Origin of the sequence: Tsuneonella aeria, from assembly GCF_009827495.1 — a bacterium.
Taxonomy (GTDB): domain Bacteria; phylum Pseudomonadota; class Alphaproteobacteria; order Sphingomonadales; family Sphingomonadaceae; genus Tsuneonella; species Tsuneonella aeria.
Genome location: NZ_WTZA01000001.1, coordinates 1,522,799 through 1,537,589 on the forward strand (window position 1 = coordinate 1,522,799; position 14,791 = coordinate 1,537,589).

Annotated in this window: 16 protein-coding genes; 8 read left to right on the forward strand and 8 right to left on the reverse strand. The window is 65.7% G+C overall.

Annotated elements, in window-relative coordinates; all coding sequences use genetic code 11:
* Positions 1-17: 17 nt before the first annotated feature.
* Positions 18-1,568 (reverse strand): 2-polyprenylphenol 6-hydroxylase, encoded by a 1,551-nt coding sequence (gene ubiB / locus GRI40_RS07520; RefSeq protein WP_160610751.1) that lies wholly within the window; start codon positions 1,566-1,568, stop codon positions 18-20.
* Between the two features lies 1 nt (position 1,569).
* Positions 1,570-2,325: a class I SAM-dependent methyltransferase gene (locus GRI40_RS07525; protein WP_202390157.1), complete on the reverse strand. Its 756-nt coding sequence runs from the start codon at positions 2,323-2,325 to the stop codon at positions 1,570-1,572.
* A 56-nt stretch (positions 2,326-2,381) separates the two neighbouring features.
* Between GRI40_RS07525 and mutM the strand changes: the two genes are divergently transcribed.
* From mutM to GRI40_RS07545, 4 genes are all read left to right on the forward strand, one after another.
* Positions 2,382-3,197: a bifunctional DNA-formamidopyrimidine glycosylase/DNA-(apurinic or apyrimidinic site) lyase gene (mutM, locus tag GRI40_RS07530; protein WP_160610752.1), complete on the forward strand. Its 816-nt coding sequence runs from the start codon at positions 2,382-2,384 to the stop codon at positions 3,195-3,197.
* 117 nt (positions 3,198-3,314) lie between these two features.
* Positions 3,315-3,575, forward strand: coding sequence for a 30S ribosomal protein S20 (gene rpsT / locus GRI40_RS07535; RefSeq protein WP_160610753.1), 261 nt, complete (start codon positions 3,315-3,317; stop codon positions 3,573-3,575).
* A gap of 430 nt (positions 3,576-4,005) precedes the next feature.
* Positions 4,006-5,466 carry a chromosomal replication initiator protein DnaA gene (gene dnaA, locus GRI40_RS07540; protein WP_160610754.1) on the forward strand — a complete coding sequence of 487 codons (1,461 nt, stop codon included), beginning with the start codon at positions 4,006-4,008 and terminating at the stop codon, positions 5,464-5,466.
* A 90-nt stretch (positions 5,467-5,556) separates the two neighbouring features.
* Positions 5,557-6,327, forward strand: coding sequence for a HesA/MoeB/ThiF family protein (locus tag GRI40_RS07545; RefSeq protein ID WP_160610755.1), 771 nt, complete (start codon positions 5,557-5,559; stop codon positions 6,325-6,327).
* Positions 6,328-6,357: 30 nt separating this feature from the next.
* On the opposite strand, the gene GRI40_RS07550 is transcribed toward GRI40_RS07545, so the two are convergent.
* A complete protein-coding gene (locus tag GRI40_RS07550) occupies positions 6,358-7,077 on the reverse strand; it encodes an NAD-dependent deacylase (protein ID WP_160610756.1) in 720 nt (239 codons plus the stop codon).
* A 35-nt stretch (positions 7,078-7,112) separates the two neighbouring features.
* Between GRI40_RS07550 and dapB the strand changes: the two genes are divergently transcribed.
* The 3 genes from dapB to nth all read left to right on the forward strand — a co-directional run bounded on the left by dapB (position 7,113) and on the right by nth (position 9,225).
* Positions 7,113-7,841, forward strand: a complete 729-nt coding sequence (dapB, locus tag GRI40_RS07555; protein WP_160610757.1) for a 4-hydroxy-tetrahydrodipicolinate reductase — start codon at positions 7,113-7,115, stop codon at positions 7,839-7,841.
* Positions 7,842-7,918: 77 nt separating this feature from the next.
* Complete coding sequence (locus GRI40_RS07560; RefSeq protein WP_160610758.1) at positions 7,919-8,566, forward strand: hypothetical protein; 648 nt, start codon at positions 7,919-7,921, stop codon at positions 8,564-8,566.
* Entirely contained in the window at positions 8,563-9,225 is a 663-nt protein-coding gene (nth, locus tag GRI40_RS07565; RefSeq protein ID WP_160610759.1) for an endonuclease III, read from the forward strand. The genes GRI40_RS07560 and nth overlap by 4 nt, the downstream gene beginning before the upstream one ends.
* Here nth and GRI40_RS07570 read toward each other — a convergent pair.
* Genes GRI40_RS07570 through GRI40_RS07585 form a run of 4 tightly spaced genes read right to left on the reverse strand, consistent with a single transcriptional unit; the run spans position 9,176 to position 13,183 of the window.
* Positions 9,176-10,504, reverse strand: a complete 1,329-nt coding sequence (locus tag GRI40_RS07570) for a dicarboxylate/amino acid:cation symporter (protein WP_160610760.1) — start codon at positions 10,502-10,504, stop codon at positions 9,176-9,178. The genes nth and GRI40_RS07570 overlap by 50 nt on opposite strands.
* Positions 10,501-11,658: a succinyl-diaminopimelate desuccinylase gene (gene dapE / locus GRI40_RS07575; RefSeq protein WP_160610761.1), complete on the reverse strand. Its 1,158-nt coding sequence runs from the start codon at positions 11,656-11,658 to the stop codon at positions 10,501-10,503. The genes GRI40_RS07570 and dapE overlap by 4 nt, the downstream gene beginning before the upstream one ends.
* Positions 11,655-12,554, reverse strand: coding sequence for a S1/P1 nuclease (locus GRI40_RS07580; protein ID WP_160610762.1), 900 nt, complete (start codon positions 12,552-12,554; stop codon positions 11,655-11,657). Before GRI40_RS07580 ends, dapE begins: the two co-directional genes overlap by 4 nt.
* Positions 12,518-13,183, reverse strand: coding sequence for a glutathione S-transferase N-terminal domain-containing protein (locus tag GRI40_RS07585; RefSeq protein ID WP_160610763.1), 666 nt, complete (start codon positions 13,181-13,183; stop codon positions 12,518-12,520). The genes GRI40_RS07580 and GRI40_RS07585 overlap by 37 nt, the downstream gene beginning before the upstream one ends.
* Positions 13,184-13,371: 188 nt before the next feature.
* Here GRI40_RS07585 and GRI40_RS07590 point away from each other — a divergent pair, with 188 nt between their 5' ends.
* Positions 13,372-13,791, forward strand: coding sequence for a VOC family protein (locus tag GRI40_RS07590; RefSeq protein WP_160610764.1), 420 nt, complete (start codon positions 13,372-13,374; stop codon positions 13,789-13,791).
* 36 nt (positions 13,792-13,827) lie between these two features.
* On the opposite strand, the gene GRI40_RS07595 is transcribed toward GRI40_RS07590, so the two are convergent.
* Entirely contained in the window at positions 13,828-14,718 is an 891-nt protein-coding gene (locus GRI40_RS07595; protein WP_160610765.1) for an OmpA family protein, read from the reverse strand.
* Positions 14,719-14,791 lie beyond the last annotated feature (73 nt).

Genomic DNA, 14,791 nt, shown 5'->3' on the forward strand with positions numbered 1-14,791 from the left:
GCCGCCGGGGCTCGGCGTCAGAACAGTCCGGCGACGGCCGCAGCTGCCACGATCGCGCCTCCACCCAGCGCGGCGGCGAAATAGCCGAACCAGCCCCGTTCGGCACCACGACGTTCCCACATGAGCGGCACATGCGGCAGCGGCGGGGGTTCCGGCGCTCCGCCCTTTGCGGGGAAACTGTCCTCGATCCGGCGGATGAGGTCGGGCAGGCGCAACAAGGTCTGCACATCGGTTTTCAGGCGATCGGCGATCGCGGCTTCCGGGCCCAATTCGTCGCGTATCCATTCGCGAACGAAGGGCGCGCTGACGTCCCACATGTTGATCTCTGGATCGAGGCTGGTGGCAAGCCCTTCGACCATCACCATAGTCTTCTGCAGCAGCAGGAGGTGCGGCTGGGTCTGCATGTCGAAATCGCGCGTGATCGCGAACAGTCCGTCGAGCATCTGTCCCACGCTGAGCTCACTGACGGGCTTCCCGCGCATGGGCTCCCCGACCGCGCGCAGAGCAGTCGCGAATTCGTCCACCGAGTGGTAGGGGGGCACGTACTGCGCCTCGAAATGGATTTCGGCGACGCGGCGATAATTCCCGGTTGTCAGGCCGTAAAGAATTTCCGCCAACCATTGGCGCGCCTGGCGGTCGATCCGTCCCATGATCCCAAAATCGATCGCCACGATCGTACCGTCGGCCCGCACGAACAGGTTTCCCTGGTGCATGTCGGCGTGAAAGAACCCCGCGCTGATCGCCTGGGTCAGGAAGGCGAGGACAAGGCGCCGGGCGAGTTCCGGCAGATCGTGCCCGGCAGCGACCAGGGCATCGCGATCGGAAATCTTTATGCCATCGATCCATTCGAGGGTCATCACACGCCCGTTCGTCCGGTCCCAGTCGATGGACGGAACGCAATAACCGTCAAAGCCGCGCATGGCCTCGGCCAGCTCGCTCGCCGAGGCCGCCTCGCGCCGCAGATCGAGCTCGCGGTTCGTCCAGCGCTTGAAGTTGGCGATCGTCAGCCGCGGCCGAAGGCGCGAAGCCTCCCCGCCTAAGGCTTCAAGATGAGCCGCCGCCCATTCGTACGTCTCTATGTCGCGGGCCAGCTTGTCCCGAATTCCCGGCCGCACGACCTTCACTGCGACGGGCCGGCCTTCGGCGGTTGTCGCCCGGTGCACCTGAGCGATCGACGCGGAGCCCACGGGGACCGGATCGATGCGCGCGAACAGGCTTTGGATGGGCGCATCGAAACTGCGTGCGATTTCGGCCTCTATCTCGGGAAACGGCACGGGGGGCAGGTTATCCTGCAGCGTCAGGAGGTTGTGAGTCGCCTCCTCTCCAACCAGGTCGGGGCGGGTCGCGAGCGATTGGCCGAGCTTGATGGCGGCCGGTCCGATGTCCTGGAAGGCGGTCGCATAATCGGGTTCGCGCGGCTGCACGGTGCCGAGCCGGGCGATGCGGGCGAGCCGCTTTACCTGAAGCGGCGTGTTGAGATCGCCTTCGATCCCACGCAGCGCGCCGTGCCGTGCCAGGGACCGGCCCCATTTCAGGAGCCGCCAGATGTGCGTTGCGGGACGGGTCACGTCAGACTTTCCAGCCGGAATGGATGGCGACCAAGCCCCCCAGGATCGGCTCCACTTTCGTCCGCACGAAGCCGGCCTCCCGGATCATTCGATCGAACTCCGGCATCGGCGGGAACCGGCGGATCGATTCGATCAGGTATCGATAGCTGTCGGCGTCGCCTGCGATTGCCTGGCCGATCTTCGGTACCAACTTGTGCGAATAGGCATCGTACACCTCCCGGAACCCCGGCCATTCGGTGGTCGAGAATTCCAGGCAAAAGAACCGGCCACCGAACTTCAGCACGCGGTGCGCTTCGGCTAGGGCTTGATCGATCCGCGTGACGTTACGGATGCCGAACGCGATGGTATAGGCGTCGAACACGCGCGCCGGATAGCTCAATTCCTCGGCGTTCTGGCGGCTCCAGACCAGCCCATCGATCCCGCGTTCCAGCGCACGTTCGATGCCGACGTCGAGCATTTCCTGGTTGATATCCGCCACCGTCACGCTCGCGCCCCGGTCGGCCATGCGGAAGGCGATGTCGCCCGTGCCGCCTGCCATGTCGAGGATCGCCTCCCCCTCGCGGGGCTTAACCCGGCGGACGAACTGATCCTTCCAGACCCGGTGCATTCCCGCGCTCATTGCGTCGTTCATGACGTCATACTTGGCTGCCACGCCGGAGAACACCGCACCGACGCGCCGCGTCTTTTCTTCCGGCGCAACTTCCTCGTAGCCAAAGGAAACCGTGTCGCCTGCCATCTCGCGTGCCGTGTCGCTCATGGGGGCAGGCCTTAGGGGGAATTGCCCGGCGGGCAAAGGGTGTTAGAGCGCGCCCTATGCCCGAACTGCCAGAGGTCGAAACAACCGTGCGCGGACTTGCCGCGGTCCTCGACGGCGCGCGGCTGGAGCGGGTTGCGGTGAACCGGCCCGACATGCGCCGCCCTTTCCCGCCCGGGCTGGTCCAGGCGCTCACAGGAGCGCGGGTCACGGGGCTCGGTCGGCGCGCAAAATACGGCCTCATTCACACCGATCGCGACACGACCCTCGTTTTCCACCTGGGCATGAGCGGACGCTGGCGGATCGATCCGGAAACGATCGACAAGCACGATCACCTGGTAATCGAGACCGCCGATCACGTGCTTGCGCTGAACGACGCGCGGCGCTTCGGCTCGGTCGATCTTGTCGATACCCCAGCGCTGGCAAGCTGGCCGGCCTTCGCCGCGCTGGGGCCCGAGCCGCTCGGCCCCGGCCTCACGGCCGCCCATTTGAAGGCCGCGTTTCGCGAACGCCGACAGGCGATCAAGCTCCTCCTGCTCGATCAACGTATCGTCGCCGGTCTCGGCAACATATACGTGTGCGAAGCGCTCTGGATCGCGAGGGTCGACCCGCGCAAGGCTGCGGGGCGCATTTCAACCCAGGCGTTGAGCCGCCTGGTCGTGGGAGTGCGCGACGTCCTGCAGCGATCCATCGCGGATGGTGGATCCTCCTTGCGGGATTATGCCCGCCCCGATGGGCAGCTCGGCTACTTCGCCACGCGATTTGCGGTGTACGGGAGGGAGGGCGCGGCTTGCCTGCGCGACGATGGCGGCACGATCCGGCGCATGATACAGGGCGGGCGCAGTACCTGGTATTGTCCGAAGTGCCAGCGTTAGCTTGACGATTCGAGCGCGCGCAGTTAGGGGCGCGCCTTTCCCGGCGGGTCCGCCTGCAGCGGGTATCCACGCACGCAAGACTTTCCGGCCGCCCGCCGCGGCCAATCGAGGACGAACATGGCCAATACGCCGCAAGCCAAGAAGCGCATCCGCCGCAACAATGCCCGCGCGGAGATCAACACGAATCGCATCAGCCGCATCCGCAGCTTCCTCAAGAAGGTAGAAGGCGCGATCGCCGGCGGCGACAAGGCTGCCGCTGCCGAGGCGCTGAAGGCTGCCCAGCCCGAACTGGCGCGCGGCGTTGCCCGCGGCGTGTTGCACAAGAACACCGCCAGCAGGAAGATGAGCCGCCTTTCGAAGCGGGTCGCCAGCCTCTGATTCGGTAACGCGCCGGTCGTTGGCCGGCGGGTTCACAGAACAAAAGCGGACAACGCCGGTGCCTTCGGGTGCCGGCGTTGTCGTTTGTGCAAACGGCCTGGCAGCTAACTGGCGGATTCCTCGCGATTCGCGGGCCATGCCCACGGTTAATCTCGCGATTTCAATGACATGAACGGACGGCTGCGGCTTTGCCCGAGTCAACAGCCATTATTTCAGTTTTTTTGCGCCAGTGCCCTTGCCAGTCGCCCGGCGCTGAAGGAAAGATGCGCCTCGCTCGCGGCTTGGACGGCGTGAGCTTTACAGGATCGGACAGCTCGGCAGACCCCCTGCTCGACACACGGGCAGGGGCATTGGCGAAGCTATGTCCGCGATGGGGGCAACCGCCCGTACGGCACCTGCCGGATGGGCCAAGGACAAGGTCAAAAGACCGATGAACGGCAACATCGGCGGCAATTCGTCCGCACGGCGCAACAACGGGGATGGCATGGAAGACCTGGAAGCGGTGAACCTGGCGGCCGACTGGTCGGACATCAGCCAGGGCCTCCGCAAGGACCTGGGACATCAGCTTCACAGCCAGTGGATCAAGCCGATTCAGGTCGGCGGGTTCGACGATGGCACCGGCACCCTCGAACTCTATCTCCCCACTGAATTCTCGGCAAACTGGGTGAACGATCGCTTCCACGATCGCCTGAGCCTGGCTTGGAAGATCGCCCGGAGCGAGGTCCGTCAGCTCAAGATCGGCGTGCACCCTGGCCGCCGCAGGTTGCCCGAACTGACTCTTGGCGACAGTCGCCTTCCTGCGAACGACGGCGACACGAGCATGATCGCCGTCGCAGCCGGCACGATCGGCGACCGCGGATTCACCGCGTCGGTCGGGCTCGATCCTTCGCTTACTTTCGCCGCATTCGTGACGGGTGAAGCGAATGTCCTTGCCTGCAATGCCGCGCAGCGGATGTCGGCGAGCGAACAGCCGCAGTTCAGCCCGCTCTATCTCAAGGCCGCGACCGGTCAGGGAAAGACGCACCTTCTGCACGCGATCGGCCATGCATACCTGGCCGCCCACCCCCGCGCCCGCATCTTCTACTGCAGTGCGGAGCGGTTCATGGTGGAATTTGTCCAGGCGCTGAAATCGAACCAGACGATCGAATTCAAGGCTCGCCTGCGCAGTTTCGACCTTCTGCTGGTGGATGACATCCAGTTCATCATCGGCAAGGCCAGCGCGCAGGAGGAATTGCTCTACACGATCGATGCGCTGCTGGCCGAAGGAAAGCGGCTGGTCTTCGCTGCCGACCGCGCGCCGCAAGCGCTCGATGGGGTGGAGCCCCGGTTGCTGAGCCGCCTCTCGATGGGGCTCGTCGCGGACATGCAGGCGGCCGATATCGAGCTACGCCGATCGATCCTCGAATCGAAGCTTGTGCGCTTTGCCCCGCTCGAGGTGCCAGCCGATGTCATCGACTTCCTCGCGCGGACGATTACCCGCAACATTCGCGAGCTGGTTGGCGGCCTCAACAAGCTGATCGCCTACGCACAGCTCACCGGGCAGGAGGTCTCGCTTCAACTTGCCGAAGAGCAACTCACCGACATCCTTTCGGCCAACCGCCGCCGGATCACCATCGACGAAATCCAGCGGACCGTGTGCCAGTTCTATCGCATCGACCGCGCCGAGATGGCCAGCAAGCGTCGTGCCCGCGCCGTAGTACGCCCCCGGCAGGTTGCCATGTACCTCTCGAAGGTGCTGACGCCGCGCAGCTATCCGGAGATCGGCCGCAAGTTCGGCGGACGCGACCATTCGACCGTCATCCACGCTGTGCGCTTGATCGAGGATCTCCGTCAGCGCGATGCCGATATGGACGGCGACGTTCGCAGCCTGCTTCGCCAACTCGAAAGCTGACCCCCGGCGCTCCGGCCGGTCAGGCACGGCGGCGGCTAACGCTGAGGTGTGCTATCGACAGTCTGCGAACCGGCTGCCAACAGCTTGTTCATGAGTTTTTCCCCGGAGCGCCTCGACCGGTTCGCGCGCCATATCGTACTGCCGCAAGTCGGCGGTGCGGGACAGTTCGCGCTCGACCAGGCGCATGTCGCGCTGGTTGGCCTCGGGGGCATCGGAAGCCCCGCGTTACAATACCTGGCCGGGGCGGGAGTCGGCAAGCTGACCCTGGTCGATGACGGGAAGGTCGAGCTCAGCAACCTGCAACGCCAGACGATCTATTCCGAACGGGATGTCGGCCACGGGAAGGCGGTTTCCGCGCGTCGCTGGCTGGCCAATTTCGACAGCCAACTCGAAGTCGCTTTGTGCGATCGTCGGATCGATGCGGACAGCGCCGCGTTGGTCATCATGGGCGCGGACCTTGTCCTTGACGGCACGGACAATTTCGCCACCCGTCTCGCCGTATCGGACGCCTGCGTGGCGAGCGGCATCCCGCTGCTCAGCGCTGCCGTGGGCCGCTTCCAGGGCCAGGTCGGTGCGTTCGCCGGGCACTTGCGCGATTCGTCCTGTTATCGCTGCTTTGTCGGCGACGCGTTCGATGCCGACGATTGCGACACCTGTGCGGATGAGGGCATGCTCGGCGCCATGGCCGGCTGGGTCGGTACGTTCGCCGCCCTTCAGGCAGTGCGCCTGCTGCTGGCAGGGGTCGGTGGCCTCGGTGCCGCCCAGTGGGGCCGGTTGCACCTGCTCGACGGACTGACGCCGTCGATGCGAACGATCACCATCACCCGAGACCCGGAGTGTCGGGCTTGCGGCGTCTTGTGACGCCTGATCGTCTGTTGCCTGCGAGAGAACTCAGGCGCGTGCAGCGAGCACCTCGTCCACCCAGGCTGGGACCAGTTCGCTTGCGCGGCCAAGGCGCGTCTCTTGGAACCAGTGCGACCCCTGGCTGCGTTCGAGGTTAAGCTCCAGCGTCCACGCGCCCACTTCGCGTGCGTCGCGCACGAACCCGGCGGCAGGATAGACCGCGCCCGAGGTGCCGACCGAAACGAACAGGTCCGCATCGCGCAGAGCGGCGTAAATCGTGTCCATTTCATAAGGCATTTCGCCAAACCAGACGACGTCGGGCCGCAGGGCAGCGGCCCCGCATCCGGGGCACCGCGGACGGTCGATCAGGGGCGCCGTCCACCGCGACCGCGTGTCGCAGGCGGTGCACCATGCCTTGAGATGTTCTCCGTGCATGTGGAGCACCCGCCGGGCGCCCGCCCGCTCGTGCAAGTCGTCGACATTCTGCGTGACGATCAGCAGCCCGCCTTCCCATTGGGCATCGAGCCGCGCCAGCGCGTGGTGCGCGGGATTAGGCTGCTTCGTCTGGATCGCCGCGCGGCGCATGTCGTAGAAGCCCAAGACGAGATCCGGATCGCGCGCGAAGCCTTCGGGCGTGGCGACATCCTCCACCCGATGCTGTTCCCACAGGCTCGGCCCTCCGTCAGAGCCGGCGCGGAATGTATCGATCCCGCTCTCGGCGCTCACACCGGCTCCGGTCAGGATGACGATGTTGCGGATGCGTGCCATGTCGCGCATGAAGCACGCAGGCGGGGGAGGTGGCAATGGCGCGTATCGGCATCATCGGCAGCGAAGGGCGCATGGGGCAGGCGCTCGCCCAGGCGATTGCGGAGGCGGGGCACGAAGCCTCCGGCGGGGTGGATCAGGGCGGCAACGTGGCCAACCTGGCCGAAGCCAGCGACGTGCTGGTCGATTTCACCGCACCGGTCGCCCTTGAAGCGAACCTTCATGCAGCGGTGGGCGCGGGCATCCCGATCCTCGTCGGCACGACCGGGCTGGAAGAACGCCACCACGCGGCGATCGATTCCGCCGCGCTGGCTGTGCCGGTGCTCCAGACGGGCAATACGTCGCTAGGCGTCACGCTGCTTGCCCATCTCGTCCGCGAGGCTGCCGGGAAGCTGGGTCCGGAATGGGATATCGAAATCGTGGAGATGCATCACCGGATGAAGGTCGATGCACCGAGCGGGACGGCGCTGCTACTGGGCGAGGCTGCCGCCGCTGCCAGAGAAGTTGATCTCGCCGGGCATTCCGAGCGCGCCCGGGATGGCCATACCGGCTCCCGCGGATCGGGAGCGATCGGATTTGCGAGCCTGCGGGGCGGCACGGTCGCGGGCGATCACAGCGTGATACTGGCAGGCGAACACGAAAGAATCACCCTTTCGCACAGCGCGGAAGACCGCTCTATCTTCGCGCGCGGCGCCGTCCGAGGCGCCTTATGGCTGATCGGCCGCGAGCCGGGCCGTTACACGATGCCGCAGGTACTCGGACTTTGAACCAGCCCGCTGGCTGGCGCCGGGACCGCGGATCGCAATTCTATCGCGTCGCAGCCCTTGCCGCCCTGTTCGTTGCCTTGGCCGGCTTTTTCCTGACGTACACGTTGCCACTCGCCACAGGCAGCTTCCAAGGTCCGCGATCGGCCCATATCCATGGCGCGTTGCTGTTCGGCTGGCTGATTGTGACCGTCGTCCAGACCCGACTCATCGGGCAGAGGATCGCGCTTCATCGCACGATTGGCTGGACCGCTCTTGTGCTGGCGCCCTTAGTGGCCGTCAGCACGATATGGGTCGGGTATGAAGGTGTCGCGATCGGCCTTGCGCGCGGAGACGGCCAGATCGCGATCTCGGGCTTCCTGGGGACCGTGACGTCCCCTCTTATATACCTGAGCATCGTCTTTGCAGCGATCGCCATGCGTAGCGATCCGCAATGGCACAAGCGGCTGATGCTGATCGCTACGGTCGCCATCCTGTGGCCAGCATGGTTCCGCTTCCGCCACTTCCTGCCAGGCCTGCCGCGGCCCGAGATAACCCTGAGCCTTGTTGCTGCGAACCTGCCTATCGGCATCGCGATGTTCCGCGACCGCATCCGGTTCGGGAAGATCCATCCGGCCTATCTCTGGATCGGACTGGGTCTGATCGCCGAACAGACGTTCGAGACCGTGGTATTCGACTCCCCTGCCTGGCGCAGCGTGGCGCGCGCCCTCTATTCGGTGCCGTCATGACCCGCACCGAGATCTTCGAATTCTTTCGCCGCCTTGCAGAAGACAACCCCTCGCCTGAGACCGAACTGGAATACGGCAACGCGTTCCAGCTGGTCGTGGCTGTGGCGCTGAGTGCGCAGGCGACTGATGTTGGCGTCAACAAGGCGACCCGGCAGCTCTTCGCGGAAGTCGAAACACCGCAGCAGATGGTCGCGCTGGGCGAGGACGGGTTGAAAGCGCACATCAAGACGATCGGGCTGTTCAACTCCAAGGCGAAGAACGTGATCGCGCTCAGCCGGATGCTGGTGGAGGAATTCGGCGGCGCGGTGCCCGCCACGCGTGAGGAACTGGTCCGCCTGCCCGGCGTGGGACGCAAGACCGCCAACGTCGTGCTCAACTGCTGGTTCGGCGAGGAAACGTTCGCGGTGGACACCCACATCTTCCGCGTCGGCAACCGCACGGGACTTGCCCCCGGCAAGACGCCCGAGGCGGTAGAGGCGAAGCTGGAGAAGCGGGTGCCGGCCCCGTTTCGTCTGAGCGCCCATCACTGGCTGATCCTTCACGGGCGCTATGTCTGCAAGGCGCGGATACCGGAATGCTGGCGATGCCCGGTGGTGGATCTGTGCCGCTTCAGGAAGAAGGTGCTGGAACCTCCCCGACATCGCTCGAATACGCACTGATTACTGTTGCGGCGACGAGGTCGCCGATCACGTTCAATACCGTGCGGCACATGTCGAGGAAGCGGTCCACCCCTAGGATCAGCCCGATCCCTTCGGGTGGGACCCCCACCCCGCCCAGGATCAGCGCGATCACCGGAAGCGAACCGCCCGGCACACCGGCGGTGCCGATGCCGGCGAGGATGCACACCAGCATGACGAAGATCTGGTCTCCCAGCGACAGGTCGACGCCGAAGAACTGAGCAAGAAACAGCACGGTCACCCCTTCGAACATCGCCGTGCCGTTCTGGTTTGCTGTGGCGCCGATGGTGAGAACGAACCGCGAAATGCGCGGCGGCAGCATGAGCCGCGTTTCGGCGACCCGCAGCGCGGTGGGCAGAGATGCATTGGAGCTGGATGTGGAGAACGCCATCACGCTCGCCTCCCGCGTCTCCCTGAAGAAAGTGACCGGGTTTTTCCGTGCAAAGAAGGTGAGGATCAGGGGGAACACGCCGAACAACTGCAGGCCGAGCGCGAGGAGCACGACAGCGACGAATGCCGCAAGCTTAATGAGCAGATCCCACCCGAATTGCGCCGACAGGTTGAACATGAAGCAGAACACCGCGATCGGCGCGAGCCGGATCACGAGCCCGATCAGCTTCATCGACACCTCGAATACGCCTTCGAACGCCTGCTTCACGGTCGCCGTGCGCGGCGAATTCGTGATGAGGAGGCCGATGCCGAAAAATAGCGCGAAGAACATCACCGCCAGGATGTCGTTGTCGCCCATCGCGGTGATGACGTTCGACGGGATAAGGCCAATCACTGCCTCCACGCCCGTCTTCGCCTCGCTCGACCGTTCAATGATCCCGCGCGCGCCCTCGCCGCCTTCGGCCAGCAGGGCCCGTGCCTCCGCCGGATCGACGCCCGCGCCGGGCTGGATGAAGTCAGTCACGGCGATGCTGATCGCCACCGCGATGGAAGAGACGATCACCGTGTAGATCAGCGTGCGGATGCCGACTTTCTTCAGGGCGCGAATCTCGCCCATGTCCGCGATGCCGACCACCAGCGCGCTGACGAGCAGCGGGATTACCAGCATGAACAGCAGGCGCAGGAAGATCTGCCCGATGGGATTGGTCACGTACGTGACGATCCAGTCGAGCCACTCGGCATCGCCGGCGAACGTGTAGGTGACAATGCCTGCCACCAGCCCGAGCACGAAGCCGATCGCAATGCGCCATTGCAATCGGCCGTAATCGGGCCCGGCTTCTTCCTCGATCGTCGTTATCGGTTCCGCCGTCATGCGACCATTTCCCCCACGTCCTTGAATACCGCGTTTGCCACGCGTGTGTAGATGCGCGCTAGCACCGCCAGGTCCTCCACCGCCACAGCCTCGTCGCATTTATGCATCGTTGCGTTGACGAGGCCGCATTCGATCACGGGACACAAGTGCTTGAGGAACCGCGCGTCGGAGGTGCCGCCGGTGGTTGAAAGTTCGGCGATAATGCCGGTTTCCGCCGCGATCGCATCGGCGATCAGGGCGGAAAAGTCGCCCGGCGGGGTCAGGAATGCTTCCCCGCTGACGATGGCCTGCGCACTGCCGCCATGCCGCCGCGCGATCGCGTCCACCCGTTTGGCCAATTCGGCCCCCGTATGGAGCGCGTTGAAGCGGATCGAAATCCGCGCGGACGCCCTGGCCGGGATCACGTTGTGCGCCGGGTTGCCGACGGTGATGTCGGTCGCCTCGAGATTGGAGGGCTGGAACCACTCCGTTCCCTCGTCGAGCACCAGGGCGTCAAGCTCGGCGAGCATCGCGACGAGCTTGGGAATGGGATTATCCGCGAGGTGCGGATAGGCGACGTGGCCCTGCGTGCCCGCCACCTCCAGGAAAATATTGACCGATCCGCGGCGACCGATCTTGATCGTGTCGCCCAGGCGGTGGACTGAAGTTGGTTCGCCTACCAGGCACAGGTCCGGCACCTCGCCGCGCGCGCGTATGCGTTCGATCAGAGCGCGGGTGCCGTGCACCGCCGGCCCTTCCTCGTCACCGGTTATCACGAAGCTCAGGGTTCCCGCGGCGGCGGGCACCTCTGCTGCCGCAGCGACCATCGCGGCGATGGCGCCCTTCATGTCGACCGCGCCGCGGCCGTAGAGCACTTCCCCGCCGGGTCCCGGCCGCCGTTCAGGTGCAAATGGGGCACTCGCCCAGCCCTCGCCCGGCGGGACGACGTCGAGGTGACCGGCAAAGGCGAGGTGGCGGCTACCCGCTGGACCGCGCCGGATCGCGAGGAGGTTTTCGACCGCGTCATCGCCATCCCCCGCGCCTGCGATAAAGCGGTCGACCTCGAACCCCAACGGTGCGAGCATTGCTTCCAGCGCATCGAACACCGGGCCGCTTGCCGGCGTCACGCTGGGGCAGGCGATCAGGCGTTCGGCCAGTTCGACGACGTCGGTCATGGTGCGGGGTCCGGCAGGGGACCGGGCGCGAAGGCCCGGTCGAGAAGATCGGCGATCCGCAAACCTGCCTGCGCAATGCGGCGCTCGGCGACCGGTATCGCGGCGGCGATCGCTTCCTGCGTCAGCGTCGTTTCCGCCGGCAGCGGAGCATCGGGCGAGGGGCCGCGCCCGAATGCGTTCGGGTAGACGAAACTTCCGGCGATCCGCCAGCTTTCGCGGCCCCAGTCCGCGGGACCCCCGCCGGCGAGCACGGCGCGCTCCGCGTCCGTATAGCGCCGGATCAGCGGCGGGCGCGCGCTGGTGATTGCGCGTTCGGCCAGCGCGCTATCCCACACCGAATGGAGATTGAGGCCAGGCACGATGCCGTACGTGGTGTCCACTGCGTTGCCGCCGCGATCGTCGTTGTCGCCCGAATGGAGCGGCATGTGGATGTCGCCGGTGAAATGGACTGTGAACGCTAGCGCCTCCAGCCGAACGTTGGCCGGCATCGTCTCGTCGGCAAGGACGCGCAGGTTGCGGCTGATCTGGGCTGAGACGCAGTTTCCGCCGCCGCAGCGTTTCCCCGCGTCGAATGGCTCGGTGATCGGCGCGGTCTGAAAATGCCACGCCGCGGTGTAGCCCCAGCGCCAGGCTTCGCGCCGGATGCAGTCGGGCCAGGTGGCGGCGGTCGGCAGGTCGTGGATGCGGCAATGCGGCGTGCCGAGTTCACGGTCGTGGGCGACGAGGCGCGCGATCGCCGCGCGCGTTTCCGGCCGCACGTTGGCAAGGGCGATACGCGCGGTCGTTTCGTGCCCGAAGAACCCCCAGGCCAGCGCGCCGGACGGTTGCAACAGCGCCAGAAGCACCGCCAGCGCGGCGATCAGGCGGGCACGTGGTCGTATTGTTCGATCACCCATTGTTCGTCCTCGGACGCGCGGATCCAGGCCTGCATCCATTCGTGTTCCCACACCGCTTCCATGTACGCCTGGGCGAAGCCGGGGACGCCGATTCCGTAGGTGACGAAACGGCTGACGACCGGGGCGAAAAACACGTCCGCCGCGCCGAAAGTACCGAACAGGAACGGCCCGCCCCGTCCGAACCGCGCGCGCGCTTCGGCCCATAGCTGCAGGATGCGCACCACGTCGCCGCGCACCGCGTCGGACACATCGTGCCCTTCGTGCCGCATCCGCACGTTCATGGGGCATTCGCGGCGCAGGTCGAGGAAGCTGGAGTGCATCTCGGCGACCATCGCCCGGGCCATGCCGCGCGGGGCATCGTCGCGGGGCCAGAAACGTTCCCGGCCCACCTTGTCGGCGAGGTATTCCATGATCGCCAGGCTGTCCCAGATCACGCTGTCGCCGTCCCACAGGACGGGCACCTTGCCGCTGGAGGGCTGCACTTCGCCCAGTTCCCGCTTCACTTGCTCCCACTCGTCGCCGTAAAGGCTGACGGTCAGTTCCTCGAAGGCCAGGCCGGACTGCTTGCACGCCAGCCAGCCGCGCAGCGACCAGCTCGAATAGTTCCTGTTACCGATGATCAGTTTCACGCGTGGTACCCGTTGTCCCGCCCGGCGCGGGCCTAGGCGTTCATCGCGAAAGTGTCGAGGCTGAACGGTGTTAGGCGTTTACACCAAGCTAAGTATCGATCTTCCGCACGGCTTGCGGCTTAGAATTCGGCAGAGAAACTATCGCGGACGCGTAGGATAACGGTGCGGAGCCCGCTATGCAGAGACACATGAGCTTGCGCCCGTTTCACCTCGCCTTTCCCGTGCACGATCTGGCCGCCGCCCGCGCGTTTTACATCGGGGTGCTCGGCTGCCGCGAAGGACGCAGCAGCCCGGACTGGATCGACTTCGATTTCTTCGGCCATCAGATCGTGGCCCATCTCGCCCCCACGCAGCCGCGCGATGCGGCAGTCAATCATGTCGACGGCATGGGCGTACCGGTGCCGCATTTCGGCGTGGTGCTGACGCCTGAGGCGTTTGACGCGCTCGCCGAGCGGCTGCGCGCTGCGCGGGTCAGGTTTGACGTCGAGCCGACGACCCGGTTCCGCGGCGAACCGGGGGAACAATCGACGATGTTCTTCCGCGATCCCAGCGGTAACGCGATCGAGATGAAGGCCTTCGCCAGCCTGGGCAGCCTGTTCGCCACGTGATGACGGGGCGGACGCCGCCGCCTGCCCCGCTCTCGATCAGAATCCGTCCACGCTTTTGCTGACGAGGATGTTCACCGCCACGCGGCGGTTCTGCGCCTTGCCTTCGGGCGTGGAATTATCGGCCAGCGGATCGGCTTCGGCCATGCCGGTTGGCGTCAGCATACGATAGGGCTTCCAGCCGCAGGCCTGCTGCAGGTGGTTGACGACGCGGCTGGCGCGCTTCTCACTCAGTTCCTGATTGATCTCGTACCCGCCGGTGGAGTCGGTGTAGCCAACCACCAGCAGAAGCGCGTTTTCAGTCGTGTTCGCCTGCGCGGCCGCGGCGCAGAGGTCCGCCTTCGCCGCTTCGGACAGGGCCCACTTGCCGGTGTCGAAGTTGACGTTGGTCGTGCCCTTGATGTTGTACTTGTCGATATCGGCCATGCGGCCCTTCAGCGCCTCGGTCGCCGCCGTCTGCTCGGCGAAGCCCTGCTCGGTGCCGGTGCGGATCATCGAAGCCGTGCGCAGATCCTTCGACTTCAATGCGATGCGGCTGGCGACGAGGCCGCCGTTCCACTGCACCGTTTCCACCGTCACCGGCAGCCCGTTAAGCAACGCATCGGCCGCCAGCTTGCTCCGGCTGAGGCCCAGGAACCCGCCCTTGCCGCGCACTTCTGTGCTGTCGCTGACCAGCACGACCTGTCGCACGCCTTCCTCGCTGGTCACCTGCAGGCGTTCGGCGCTGCGGGCAGAGATGAAGCCTTCGATCTCGGGCCCATCCGGAAGCCCTGAGAGGTCCGCTGGCGGCTGACCGCTGATGGTGATCGAGGGATCGGGATATTGCTGTGCGTCCTGAGCGGACAGGCCGGCAGGTACCGCCGCCACGAGCGGCGCGGCGATTGCGGCGAGTAGCGCCGGTCGGCGCAGACGAATGGAATGGGGCTTCATGCAAGATCCTCCTGAAATGCGGTTCCGCGCGGCCGTGCCCCCTTCGGCGCGCAGCGGTGTGCTCCGATGCGAA

What these genes read in the sequence shown, in the direction of transcription:
- GRI40_RS07545 (WP_160610755.1), top strand. Translation starts at nt 5,557, where the DNA reads ATGAGTTTTTCCCCGGAGCGCCTCGACCGGTTCGCGCGCCATATCGTA.
- dapE (WP_160610761.1), bottom strand. Translation starts at nt 11,658, where the DNA reads ATGACCGACGTCGTCGAACTGGCCGAACGCCTGATCGCCTGCCCCAGC.
- GRI40_RS07550 (WP_160610756.1), bottom strand. Translation starts at nt 7,077, where the DNA reads ATGGCACGCATCCGCAACATCGTCATCCTGACCGGAGCCGGTGTGAGC.
- nth (WP_160610759.1), top strand. Translation starts at nt 8,563, where the DNA reads ATGACCCGCACCGAGATCTTCGAATTCTTTCGCCGCCTTGCAGAAGAC.
- GRI40_RS07580 (WP_160610762.1), bottom strand. Translation starts at nt 12,554, where the DNA reads ATGGGTGATCGAACAATACGACCACGTGCCCGCCTGATCGCCGCGCTG.
- GRI40_RS07595 (WP_160610765.1), bottom strand. Translation starts at nt 14,718, where the DNA reads ATGAAGCCCCATTCCATTCGTCTGCGCCGACCGGCGCTACTCGCCGCA.
- GRI40_RS07525 (WP_202390157.1), bottom strand. Translation starts at nt 2,325, where the DNA reads ATGAGCGACACGGCACGCGAGATGGCAGGCGACACGGTTTCCTTTGGC.
- dnaA (WP_160610754.1), top strand. Translation starts at nt 4,006, where the DNA reads ATGAACGGCAACATCGGCGGCAATTCGTCCGCACGGCGCAACAACGGG.
- GRI40_RS07570 (WP_160610760.1), bottom strand. Translation starts at nt 10,504, where the DNA reads ATGACGGCGGAACCGATAACGACGATCGAGGAAGAAGCCGGGCCCGAT.
- GRI40_RS07590 (WP_160610764.1), top strand. Translation starts at nt 13,372, where the DNA reads ATGAGCTTGCGCCCGTTTCACCTCGCCTTTCCCGTGCACGATCTGGCC.
- dapB (WP_160610757.1), top strand. Translation starts at nt 7,113, where the DNA reads ATGGCGCGTATCGGCATCATCGGCAGCGAAGGGCGCATGGGGCAGGCG.
- mutM (WP_160610752.1), top strand. Translation starts at nt 2,382, where the DNA reads ATGCCCGAACTGCCAGAGGTCGAAACAACCGTGCGCGGACTTGCCGCG.
- rpsT (WP_160610753.1), top strand. Translation starts at nt 3,315, where the DNA reads ATGGCCAATACGCCGCAAGCCAAGAAGCGCATCCGCCGCAACAATGCC.